We start from the raw sequence: 12196 nt of genomic DNA, 5'->3' as shown, positions 1-12196 counted from the left end.
AAGTAAGCATTGCTGTGATGAACATGGCGAATACAGTAACAATCAACCAGAATGTTGCGGACATGTGCAGCACCTCCCAATTTGTATTATACCCAACCAGCTGAAAAAAGAAAACGAATAAATCTGTGAACGTCAGAGGGTACAAAAGTCCCCCTAGTGCCGGGCATTTACTTGAAAAACAAGAAGTTGGTAGCTAATGTGCGCAGCCTGCCGTCCGACGGCCGATTGATCACTTGTCCGTCGAAGATCAGGCTAGACGAGCCACCGCCGTCTAGGTTATAGGCGTCCTTGATTCCGAGCGCGGCCAGCTTGTCCTGCAGCTCCGCAAGGGTAGCTCCCGAGTTGCCCCGCTCATCGTAGCCATCGGTGACGATGAACAGCAGCTGATCGTTTTTGAAGCTGCCGACAACCGTCCGGGGCGCCCTTGAAGGAGAGGTGACCCATTGGGCCGGAATGGGTTGTTTTTTGCCGCCCTGCAGCAAAATCGGCACGAAGGTAGCCCCGAAGGACGGCTTCAGCTTGTCCAGATCCTCCTGCTTGTAGAACTTGCCCCCGATCAGCTTGCGGTCGGTGCTCAGACCGATGAAGGTGAGATCCTCGAAGGACGGCTCGAAGCCGTACACATACTTGCTGCCTACAACCGTCGTGCTTAAGGGATAGCGCTTGCCTGTACGATTATCATCCGCAAAGCCCCCCGCATTGACCCCGGCCACGGCTCCATAGCGCTGGACCGCCTGCAGCGTGGTCTCGCTGCCTCCGACCTTGTCGCCTCCGAGCACCATCTTCATTCCTTTATCCGTCTTGAGGTTAACCTTCAACGCATAGCCCTTGTAACGGTCCTCGGAGAAGGTATACAGCTTCAGATCCACATTGCCGGAGGTGGCGGAGCGGCTGACCTTGCCCCCGAGCTTGGCCGCTATTCGCGAGTCAAATACTGCCGCAGGACGGGCTGCCGCGGCTTCGGCCAGCTTGGACATGCCAGCAGCTTCGCCCGCGCTCTTGGCGTATAGCTCGTAGTATTTCTGGATGGTATCCCGCGTCAGTACAGCGTCGCTGTTGACACGGTCCAGCTTGGACAGCGCGCTTTGAACAGATTCCTGCTGCTGCAGGCTCACAGCCGGTCTATCGGCAGGCTTGTCGAGCGTGACAACCGGCGAGCTCCAGAGAAGCAGGCCGATGGCTCCGAGAAAGGGCGCGATGGCCAGCAATAGTAAGCGGTTGATGCGCTGCACTGGATTCACAGTCATGATCGAATCCTCCTCTTACTGCAGCGCGTCGAGCTGCTTCTTCAGCTCGTCCAGCTTCTTGGTCACCTCGGATAACTGCGTATACAATTGATTGCTGTTGTCGGTTTTGTTGCTGGCGCTGTCCTTGGTGAAGGAGAGCAATTCATTGACGGCATCGATCTTGGTTTGAAGCTGCTTCATATCCGTACTGACTTGAGTTTGCAGCTCTCCGATCTGGGCTTTGTATTGCTCCTGGATATGCGCCAGCTGTTCTTCCGTCTGGGTGGCGATATCCGCCTTCATCTGCTGCTGCAGGCGGTCGGTGTAGACCTTCGCGCCCCACCCGCCGAGTCCGACGAGCAGCCCCCAAATAACGAACAACAGCAAGTAGGTCTTCTTCCTTGACTTCCGGGGCTTTTCTCCGCGGATTCGCGATTGCTGTGCGGCCAGATCTGTGGCCGGTTGAAACTCTGTATTCAAGACTCTCTCCCCTTCCTATACTCGTTCGGAGAGACGCCTACCGTTTTCTTGAACACCTTGCTGAAATATTTCTCATCGTCGTAGCCCACCATGGCTGCGATCTGAGCGATGCGCAGATGGGGATTCAGCAGGAGCAGCTTCGCTTTCTCGATACGAACGCCGCTCAAATAATCGGATAAGTTTTCACCGAACTCCTGTTTGAATTTGCGGGAAATGTATTCACGGCTCAAGTAAAAATGGTTGGCGATCTCCTGCAGGCTTATGTCCTGATGATAATGATTGCGGATATATCTGGCGATCTCGAACATCACATTGCTGTCCTGGCGCTGAGACTGGAGCAATTGTCTCGACAGCTCCGTCAGGCTGCGGATAAGCTGCTGCTCCCACAAGTCGACGGCCAGCCGGCCTGCGTCATCGGTCGGTACGTGGAAGTGAGACTCATCCCTCAGCCGGTCAGATGTTGGGTTATCCCCAAACCATTCGTTCACCCAGCGGTTTTTGTAGCCGTTGTACTCATGCCACCACAGCTCGAGCTGCTCGCTGTCGATCGTCTGCAGGCTGCGGACGGCTTCCATCCACGTTCCGACAATCTTCCGGATCTGTTCTTCGCTTCCGCTTCGGAGCGCCAGACGGATGCCTTCGGCATGCTCGCTCATCGATAACTGAGCGGGGGCGTAAGCCGTATCTTCCTTGTACTCGTGAATTCGCTGCTCCTTCACAAGCAGGTTGCGCCGCCGGAGCGCTTGCTTGGCCTCGGCATAAGCCTGACGCAGGGCGTCGGGGAAAGGCAGCTTGCTGCTGACGCCCATGTCCAGCGAGCTCTGAAACGTATTCGCGATGCAGGTCTGTACATGCTGCAGGACAGCATCGGCTTGCTCCAGCCTACTTAGCAGAAGCAGGACGATTTCATTATCATTGTTCCAGTAGCGGAAGGCCAGGCCTACCCGCTCCGAGCGCTTCTCTGTCAGCACCTCGTTGCACACGTTGATCAGGGAGAAGTAGACCAGGTCCCACTGGGACCAGAAGCTGTCCTTCAGCTTGCCGCTGATCGTATCCAGACTGAGCACGGCCAGCCGGCAATGCTGGCCCTGGGGAATGATGCCGAATTCGCCCGCGATCTCCTTGGCGTACTTGTCGAACGTCTTGGGCTCCGATACCAGATTCGACCAAATCGTATCCCAATAGACGGGTTTGATCTGGTTCATCTCGATATTGCGCTCTTGCTGCTGCTGGCGCTCAGCCTGCTCCCTTTCGAGCAGCTGGACGGCTCGGGATACCGTCTCGACTAACTGCTCCGCATCGATCGGCTTCAGAATATAATCGACACCGCCGTACTTGACCGCGTGGCGCACCAGCTCGAACTCTTCATGCCCGCTAATCACAATGGTTTTGGCCGCGGGAAGCTGATCGTGCAGCCAGACCATCAGCTCCTTGCCGTCCATCAGCGGCATCATCATATCCGTGAACACCAGGTTAGGCCGATGCTCCTGCATCAGCCTAACCGCTTCCTCGCCGTCCTGCGCTTCGAGCAGCGTATCGATGCCGAATTCGGACCAGGGCACGAGCAGCTTGATGGCGTCTCGGACATGCTTCTCATCATCAACGATCAGAGCAATCATGGTTCATCCTCTTCCTTTCGCTTGCCGGGGATTCGCAGTGTGACCTGGAAGCCGCCCAGAGGGCCACGGTTCTCCAGAATCATCTGAACCCCATCCTCGTAGTACAGCTTCAGCCGGGCCAGCACATTCTGCAGACCGATACTGTCTCCATCCCCAATTCCGTCTGCCGGATGCTTCAGCTTGCGCCGCAGCGCATCGAGCTGCTCCTCACTGACGCTCCGTCCGTTATCCGCTACGTTCAGCACGAGTGATCCCGTCGCATCGCATCTCGCCGAGATTGCAATGCGCCCCGCCTGGACCCGGGTATCGAACCCATGCTTAAAGTAGTTTTCAACGAGCGGCTGGAGTATCATCTTGGGAACCAGCATGACCGCAGCTTGGTCTTCCACCTGATAATCCACATCCAGCTCGCTGGCGAACCGCTGAAGCTGCAGCTCCAGATAGGAGCGGACATGATCGACCTCGCGCTTCAGCGGCACGAGCGTTTCATTCGTATTCATCGCATAGCGCATCATCCTGGCGAGTGAAGACAGGAGCGTGTAAACCTTCGGCCCTTCCTGCTGCAAGGCCAGCGTCCCAATCGATTGCAGCGCATTGTACAGGAAGTGAGGATTGATCTGGGCCTGCAGCGCTTTGAGCTGATTGGTCTTGTTGGCAATCTCCAGTTTGTACTCCTTCGTGATCAATTGATTGATCGTCTGCATCATGATCCGGAAGCGGTGAGCGAGAATGCCGAACTCGTCATTGCTTTTGACGTGAATATCGACCTCCATGTTGCCGGTTTGGATTTTTCCTATGTAGCCGAGCAGCTTCTTGATCGGGGCGGTGAACCGGAAGGAGACATATACGGTTCCCACGATGACGATCACCATGAAGCCGAGCAGAATCATCGCGTTGGCGAACGTCAATTGCCTCGCATGCTGGTAAAGCAGTTCGTTCGGAATTCGCTTAACGATTGTCCAATTCACATAGGATTCTTGGATGCGCTCGTAAATATGAATCCCCTTGAACGCCGAATCGCTCCAGGCGTAGCTGCCGTTCGCATCCGTCCTGGCGAGCAGCTCCGTCACCCACGGCTCGTCCAGCTTCTTACCGCGGAGCACGGGCTTGGAGCCATAGACGACAGTCCCGGTGCCGTCCAGCACGTACAATTCCTCGCCTTGGGCATACAACTGGTCGCTGATGGAATTGATAAATCCGATATTGACATCCAGCGAGATCGACCCCAGCTCTTCCATGGTCAGAGCGTTAAGAATGGAGCGATGCAGAGTAAAGACGATGGAGGAAGGCAGGACATTGACCGATTGAATGCCATAGGTGTGACTTGGATGGGTGGCTTCGAACCGAAGGTCGCCCTTGCCGATGTCCGGAATGTACTTGGATTCCCCTTCGCTGCGCGGATTGAGACTCCCCTTTGTATATAAATAGGCTTTATCCGTCTTCTTTATATATAAGTAGGCCTGATGAATCTCCTTGATCGTGTTGGCGATGCTCTGGAGTCCCCGGACAATCTCCCCTCTGCTGTTGTACGTGGTTGCGCCCTCCTCGATCACGGTAAAGAAGGACGTATCGTTGTAGACGAGCAGGGAGGCTTGCTTGATGCCTTCCAGGTAGTTGACCAGATTGGTTTTACCTTGATAGATCAGATTGGAATTGGTCTGGATGGTCTCCCGCATCACCTTCTGCTCCGTCACCAGGTAAGTCACGACGATCGAGGTACAGAGAGGCAGGATCGTAGCGGCCAGCAGGAACAGGATCAGCTTATTGCGGATGCTGTTGCGGATCAAAGAGAACCACCTCCAGGCTTTTCGGGCGAAAGCTGCATCCGCAAGCATCCGCTCCAAGGATCAATTGTAACAACATTAATCAATAAATTCCACCTGTTACGTCACGAGATTCCGTGTTCAAGCCAGCCGCCAGTTTCTATACTAAAGGTATACTTTATCAAGCGAATGAAGATTTTAATACAGAAAAGGAGGAGGTTCCCATGAAAGCTAATCGGAGGTTCTCAGCGGCGCTTCAGCAGCTCGTATTCGTCGGGCCGGCTTTCGTTTTTTTCGCCGTCATCGTGATTGCTCCCTTCATCATGAGTATGTACTACTCGTTCACCGAGTGGAATGGCGTAACCTCTCATGTCAAATGGGTCGGCTTCGATAACTTCAAGCAGATTATTACGAGCGACAAGGATTTCCATAAATCATTCTGGTTCACGACACGCTTCACGGTGACGGAGGTTGTGTTGTCCAACCTGGTAGGCTTCGGGCTGGCGCTGCTGCTGACGAAGGGGCTGAAGACGCGCAATGCGCTGCGCACCGTGTTCTTTATGCCGAATGTCATCGGCGGCCTGCTGCTCGGCTTTATCTGGCAGTTTATTTTCGTCAAAGGCTTCTCCAACATCGGAGAGCTGACCGGCTGGGCCTTCTTCCAGCTTCCTTGGCTCGGCGATGCGCCAACCGCCTTCTGGGCTCTGGTCATCGTCAGCGTCTGGCAGCATGCCGGTTATCTGATGGTTATCTACATCGCCGGTCTTGCGAATGTGCCCAAGGAGCTCCAAGAAGCGGCTTACATCGACGGAGCTACCCGCTGGCAATCGCTGCGTCACATCACGCTGCCGCTGATTATGCCGTCTGTCACGGTCTGTCTGTTCCTCGCGATTTCTTGGGCGTTCAAGATGTATGATCTGAACGTCTCGCTGACGCAGGGCGGGCCGTTCAACTCGACGCAGTCGGTTGCACTGAACATCTATGAAGAGGCTTTCCGCAATAACCGGTACGGGCTGGGCACGGCCAAGGCATTTCTGTTCTTTGTCGTCGTCGCCATCATTACGATGGTTCAGGTCCGGGTTACGAAAAGCAGGGAGGTGGAGGCCTAATGGAAACGAGCAAATCTTACAGCTTCCGCTTATTCTCGCTTGAGGTGCTGGCTATTATTCTGGGGCTGCTGTTCCTGGTGCCGTTCTACTTCGTTATCGTCAATTCCATGAAGACATTCGGGGAACTGCTGGTTAATTCCTCGAACCTGCCGCAGTCTTTCAATCTTGCGAACTATAGCAAGGTTTGGACGATTATGAAGTTTCCAAGGGTATTCAGCAACTCGTTGCTGATCACGGTATTCAGCAACCTGGGACTGGTCGTCATCAGCTCCATGGCGGCATACCGTCTGGTCCGATACCCGTCCAAATTCAATAATCTGCTGTTCCTGGCATTCGTCGCGGCTATGGTCATCCCGTTCCAGTCGATCATGATTCCGCTGGTCAAGGTGGCCAGCCAGGTCGGTCTGATGGACAGCCGGCTGGGCCTGATTATCTGTTACTTCGGCTTCGGCGTCTCACTCAACGTTTTCTTATATCACGGCTTCATCAAGTCGATACCGAGAGAGATCGAGGAGTCGGCCCGGGTGGACGGCTGCTCGCCGTATGGTGTATTCTGGAGAATTGTGTTCCCGCTGCTGAAGCCGATGTCCGTGACGATCGTGCTGCTGAACAGCTTGTGGATCTGGAATGACTTCCTGCTGCCGCTTCTGGTACTGAACAGTCCAGACCTGCGGACGATTCCGCTAGCGACGTATTCCTTCTTCGGCCAATATACCAAGCAATGGGATCTGGCGCTCGCTGCACTGGTGCTCGGTGTCATCCCGATCATTATTTTCTTCCTGTCGATGCAGAAGTATATCATTGAAGGCATCACAGCAGGCTCCGTGAAAGGCTAAGGTTCGTGTCAACATCTTACACTATTTCGATCAATTTAATGAGTGTAAGGAGCCAAGGAGCTTGTAATACAATACAGAGGTAGCCCAATAAAACGTTTTCATACAAATAAGGGAGGTTACTTACATGAAAGCAAAGAAAATCGTTAGCCTGGGTCTGGTTGCCGCACTCGCGATGACTGCTGCTGCGGGATGTGCCAAGAAGGAAGAAACGCCTGCTCCGGGCGGAGGTACAAACGGTGGTACGGCTGGAGGAGCCAAAAATGTTACCCTGAAAATGTTTCAGTTCAAAGTAGAAATCGCAGAGCCGCTCGCTAAGCTCGCCGCCGAATACGAGAAGGCGAATCCCGGCGTGAAAATTCAGATCGATACTGTCGGCGGCGGCGCGGATTACGGCGCAGCGCTGATGGCGAAGTTCAACTCGGGCGACAAGCCGGATATTTTCAACAACGGCGGTTTCTCCGACCTGGATAAATGGATCGAGCATCTGGAGGACCTCTCCGGCGAGCCTTGGGTGAACGATCTGGTCGAGGTAGCCAAGGAGCCGATGACCAAGGACGGCAAGCTGTACGGACAGCCGCTGAACCTGGAGGGCTATGGCTTCCTGTATAACAAGGATCTGTTCGCGCAAGCCGGCATCACCGAGCTGCCGAAAACGCTGACGCAGCTGGAGGACGCGGCCAAGAAGCTCCAGGCCAAGGGTGTTACGCCGTTCGTCAACGGCTACGCCGAATGGTGGGTGCTCGGTAACCACTTCGTGAACCTGCCGTTTGCCTATCAGCAGGACCCGAACAAATTCATCGCCGGTCTGAACGACGGCTCCGCCAAGATCGCGGGCAACCCTGTCTTCGAGAACTGGGTAAAGCTGTTCGACCTGCAGCTGCAATATGGCAACAAAAACCCGCTCCAAACCGACTATAAGACGCAAGTGACCGACTTTGCGACAGGCAAGGCCGCGATGACGCAGCAAGGTAACTGGACGCAGCTGCAATTGACGCAGACCAATCCGAACCTGAAGGTCGGCTTCCTGCCGATGCCGATCTCAGACGACGCAGCGGCCAGCGACAAGCTGCCGGTAGGCGTACCGAACAACTGGGTCATCAATAAGAACTCGGCGAATAAGGAAGAGGCGAAGAAGTTCCTGAACTGGCTCGTCACCTCCGATATCGGCAAGAAGTACATGGTCAATGAATTCAAGTTCATCCCGGCCTTCAAATCGGTCACAGCGGACGAGAGCGTCCTCGGGCCTCTGGCTGCCGATCTGATGAAATACAGCAAGGACAACAAAACGCTGAGCTGGAACTGGTTCAAATTCCCTGGCGGCGAAGCATCCAGCAAGAAGTTCGCGTCTACGATGCAGGCCTATGCGGCGAAGCAAAAAACGAAGGATCAAATGTTTGCGGAGTTCCAGGACACCTGGGACAGCTTGAAGAAAAAATAAGTCATTTGCCAGGCAGCGCCGCCCGAATCAAGAGGGCGGCGTTTTTGCTTGATTTCGGGGAGGAATCCCAGCAGATAGTCGCTTTCTCAAGCGGAGAACGCGGTTCCTGCCCGATTATGAGCGGATATGTGCTTAAAGCGGGTTTTTATCGTTTTGCAACCGCATTCGTCATTGATACAATGGACCTAATTGCAACTTAACAGACAGCTTGAGGATGAGAGAGGCGGAATGGTGGCGGATGGGTTCAAAATTCGGAGCTGCGCTCACGGATTGGTTGGAATCGAGAAGGATGGCGATCCCGCCTGACAAGCAATTATCGAGGGAAGCGGGCGTATCGCTGTTTATTCATTTTTGCTTTCAATTCGGAGCCTCGATGTCCGGCGTTTTTCTGACGCTGTATTTATGGAGATTGACGCAGAGCATGGCTATCAACGGCATTTATTTCGCCGTGAACTACATGACGATAGCTGCCGCCTTTGTCCTTGGAGGGTGGCTGATCAAGCGCAAGGACCGGATGGTGGTCTACCGGATCGGGATCGCGATGAACGCCATTTTTTATTTGGCCGTCGTATTTGCCGGAGAGCGCGTAGCTACGTTTTATGTACTATTTGCCATTTGCAACGGAATTGCGAGCGCTTTCTACTGGGTCGGGTACTTGACCTTGATGTATGATGTCTCCACAGACCGCAACCGGATCCGTTATCTGGCGGTCAATACGATTACGTTCACGCTCGGGGGCCTGATCGGACCGGCGCTCGCGGGTTTCCTGATCCGCTCTAACGACGGGCTGCAGGGGTATACACTGGTGTTCGGCACGGCCTGTGCGATGTTTCTGATCGCCAGTATCGGCAGCCTGCGCATTCAGTCGAAAAGCTCTCATCACAAAACCTACTATTTAAAATATACGAATCTGCTGCTGCGCAAGCACAGGCGGTGGACGAAATCGCTGCTGTCCTTCTTCACGCTAGGCTTGCAGCAGGGGATCATGCTGTTCTTGCCCAATATTCTGCTCTTCCGGATCGTGGGCAGGGAGGATATCGTCGGTTATCTGGGCGTGTTGTTTGCCGGTCTCAGCATCGGGGCGGGCTTCTTTATCTCTAGGTTCGGCACGGAGGAGCGGTCCAGGGCCTTTATCCTGTACACCTCGATCGGCTTCGTCATAGGCGCGCTTTGTCTGCAGGCTGATATTTCCCTGACAACGGTGCTGATCTTTATGATTATTTACTCACTGTGCTCGCCTGTGCAGGGCAATACGGTCAGCTCCTACTTCTACCGGTTAATTGGCGACCTGCCGCTTCGCGGTGAGCTGAGGGTGGAATCTATCGTGCTCCGGGAAATCTCCATGAATACCGGACGTGTGGTTTCGATCTTGTCGTTTGTGGTGATTTCCGAGAGCTTCGGCTTCGAGTGGCTGCCCTGGATCGTTCTGGGAGGAGCGCTGCTGCAATTCCTGATGTACAAATTAATCGACCGGGACCCGACAGCCTGCGAAGGGGAAGCTAAGGTGAACGTGGCAGGCTGAGTGCATTCATGCGCTTGACGAGCCGGACCAGCGATCAGAGCATGAATAGAGGAGGGTGAGCCTAAGCTCACTCTCTTTTTTCAATGCAAGGAATTGGAGCAAGGATGCATGCTTCGGCCGGGTACAGGGGGACACTGTTAACAATCATTGCCTCAGAGAGCCGATCGGCAGAGGTTAAGGAGGAATCCCCCATGTACGATTGTCTAATCGTTGGAGGCGGCTTTGCCGGGCTCCAGGCGGCTATTCAGCTAGGCCGCTACCGCTACTCGGTACTTGTCGTGGATAAAGGCAAGGGCCGCTCCACACTTTGCGGCTGCTACCGCAATATGATCGGATGGCCGGACGGCGTGTCCGGTGCCGAGCTGCGCCGCCTGGGGCGAATGCAGGCAGAGCGTTATGGCGTCAGCTTTCTGGAAGATGAGGTCATAGCGGCTGCCCGCGACGACGAAGGCTTCGAGCTGGCGCTGGGCAGCGGCGGCGGGGCCTGCCGTGGAAGGACGCTGCTGATCGCGACCGGGGTTTCCGACCGCTATCCGGCGCTTCCTCATCTGGAGGAGAAGCTCGGCTATAGTATCTATGTATGTCCGGATTGCGACGGCTACGAGACTGCAGGCCGCAGGACGGTCGTGCTGGGCTCGGGAACGCCCGGTGCCGAGATGGCTCTGACGCTCCGCCACTGGTGTGATGAGCTGATCTACATCAACCATGAGCGCAAGGCTATCGGCAGTGCGGAGCTAGAGCGGCTGGAGGAGCAGGGAATTGCCTATATCGAGATGGAGATTGCGGAGATTTTGGATGGTACGGATGGAGAGGAGTCAGATGAGGAACGGGCCAAGGGGAGCGATCCGGCTGATGGGCATGAGAACTGGCCGCCACAGGCTTCCTTTGGCGGTGTACGGCTCAAGGATGGAACGATCATCAGGGCGGATCGGGGCTTTCTAGCCTTCGGAGGCAATAAGGTGGCCTCGGATTGGGCGATGAACCTGGGAATCGAGCGTATGGAGAATCGTCACATCGTCACCGATCCTCGGACGAAGATGACGCATGTGCCTGGCGTCTGGGCGGCGGGGGATATCGGCGTTCATGCCGAGCAGTCCGTCATCGCGATGGGGGAAGGGGCGCAGGCGGCGATCTGGATGCACAAGGCGCTTTCCCGTCGCCGCGTATGAGTGAACAAGTTCTCCCCTTTTCTTCTTATTGAAAAGAAGTGCTTGCCACGGTGCGCTTTCTGCGCCCCTTGGCGGAGTTTTTCTGTCCCGACGCTTGCAGGGAGGCAGGGGCCGCTGCGGGCTCCGTCTGCTCCTCCGGAAGACTCGGGAGGACAGCTCCGCCCTCAGCTGCCTGTTCGGCCCGCGATGCGGCGGCCAGCAGCTTGGCCCGGTGTGCATCTACGACCGGGGCGAAGGTGATGAGTGCCTCCTCCCCCTGAGGCGTCAGGCTGTAGACGCCGCGCTGTACGCGCTGGAACCAGAGATAGACATTATTTTGCAGCATGCTCGCGGCCTTTCCATTGCCGCCTAGCTCACGCAGCTTGCGCGGAGACAGCGGTCCGTGCTCCTGCAGCAAAAGGGCCAGCTGCAGCGATTTCTCGCGGTAAGCTGTGACCAGCTTGCGCTTGGAGCTGCCCCCCACATTGTAGTCACCTTCACGCTCCCGGAATTCCTGCTCCAGCTTGCCGGCGGCGTATTTGCTGCGTCTCGGCAGTTTGGCGGAGCCGCTTGCGGCATCCGCAATTCCTGGAGGATGGCACTCGACCTCCACACGCGGCTTGCGGGTCCGGTAGAATTGTACCGTGATCAGGCCGAATCCCAGCATGCTGCACAGACGCCGCAGCTCCGGCCAGCTGGCTCCATGTGGAGCTTTGCCCTTATTGGGACGCTCGAAGGCGACGTAGACCGTCCTGGACAGCCTGAGGCGGTCAATGCCCTGCAGCAGCAGCGGGACAGAGAAGGTCCGCTTCAGCTCCACGATCAGCGGCGGCTCCTCGCCCCGGATCGCGACCAGATCGCAGTGCCGCACTTCTCCGCGCACCTCATAGCCTTGCAGCTCCAGATAGGCTTTCACCGGAGCGTATAGCTCCGTTTCGCTTTTGATCGGCACCCCGTTCACACTCCTTACCCGCTCACATCGAGTACCCACCATTATAGGGGATTTCAGGAGGTTTGTCATGGCTTGCACGCAGCAAGCAGTGAGTCAGCTTGAT

At 55.6% G+C, this 12196-nt stretch carries 10 protein-coding genes; 5 read left to right on the top strand and 5 right to left on the bottom strand.

Annotated features, from left to right (window positions below):
• Positions 1-167: 167 nt before the first annotated feature.
• The 4 genes from WMW72_RS03270 to WMW72_RS03255 are packed head-to-tail and all read right to left on the bottom strand — an operon-like array spanning position 168 to position 5112.
• Complete coding sequence (locus WMW72_RS03270; RefSeq protein ID WP_341414095.1) at positions 168-1241, bottom strand: phosphodiester glycosidase family protein; 1074 nt, start codon at positions 1239-1241, stop codon at positions 168-170.
• Between the two features lie 21 nt (positions 1242-1262).
• The gene (locus WMW72_RS03265; protein WP_341413966.1) at positions 1263-1706 is read right to left on the bottom strand and encodes a DUF3810 family protein; all 444 of its coding nucleotides are present in this window, start codon (positions 1704-1706) and stop codon (positions 1263-1265) included.
• Complete coding sequence (locus tag WMW72_RS03260) at positions 1703-3325, bottom strand: response regulator (protein WP_341413965.1); 1623 nt, start codon at positions 3323-3325, stop codon at positions 1703-1705. The genes WMW72_RS03265 and WMW72_RS03260 overlap by 4 nt, the downstream gene beginning before the upstream one ends.
• Entirely contained in the window at positions 3322-5112 is a 1791-nt protein-coding gene (locus WMW72_RS03255) for a sensor histidine kinase (RefSeq protein WP_341413964.1), read from the bottom strand. The genes WMW72_RS03260 and WMW72_RS03255 overlap by 4 nt, the downstream gene beginning before the upstream one ends.
• 200 nt (positions 5113-5312) lie before the next feature.
• On the opposite strand from WMW72_RS03255, the gene WMW72_RS03250 reads away from it, so the two are divergent.
• The 5 genes from WMW72_RS03250 to WMW72_RS03230 all read left to right on the top strand — a co-directional run bounded on the left by WMW72_RS03250 (position 5313) and on the right by WMW72_RS03230 (position 11162).
• Entirely contained in the window at positions 5313-6197 is an 885-nt protein-coding gene (locus tag WMW72_RS03250) for a carbohydrate ABC transporter permease (RefSeq protein ID WP_341413963.1), read from the top strand.
• Positions 6197-7033, top strand: a complete 837-nt coding sequence (locus WMW72_RS03245) for a carbohydrate ABC transporter permease (protein WP_341413962.1) — start codon at positions 6197-6199, stop codon at positions 7031-7033. Before WMW72_RS03250 ends, WMW72_RS03245 begins: the two co-directional genes overlap by 1 nt.
• Positions 7034-7157: 124 nt before the next feature.
• Positions 7158-8471, top strand: a complete 1314-nt coding sequence (locus WMW72_RS03240) for an ABC transporter substrate-binding protein (protein WP_341413961.1) — start codon at positions 7158-7160, stop codon at positions 8469-8471.
• A 238-nt stretch (positions 8472-8709) separates the two neighbouring features.
• The gene (locus tag WMW72_RS03235) at positions 8710-9993 is read left to right on the top strand and encodes an MFS transporter (RefSeq protein WP_341413960.1); all 1284 of its coding nucleotides are present in this window, start codon (positions 8710-8712) and stop codon (positions 9991-9993) included.
• Positions 9994-10184: 191 nt separating this feature from the next.
• Positions 10185-11162: an NAD(P)/FAD-dependent oxidoreductase gene (locus WMW72_RS03230; protein WP_341413959.1), complete on the top strand. Its 978-nt coding sequence runs from the start codon at positions 10185-10187 to the stop codon at positions 11160-11162.
• A gap of 25 nt (positions 11163-11187) precedes the next feature.
• Here the strand turns inward: WMW72_RS03230 and WMW72_RS03225 are convergent, their stop codons facing one another.
• Complete coding sequence (locus WMW72_RS03225; RefSeq protein ID WP_341413958.1) at positions 11188-12093, bottom strand: DUF2161 domain-containing phosphodiesterase; 906 nt, start codon at positions 12091-12093, stop codon at positions 11188-11190.
• Positions 12094-12196 lie beyond the last annotated feature (103 nt).

It is taken from the genome of Paenibacillus filicis (assembly GCF_038070315.1).
GTDB lineage: Bacteria > Bacillota > Bacilli > Paenibacillales > NBRC-103111 > Paenibacillus_G > Paenibacillus_G filicis.
Note: the sequence above shows the minus strand (reverse complement) of the source record. Positions and strands in the feature narration are given on the sequence as shown.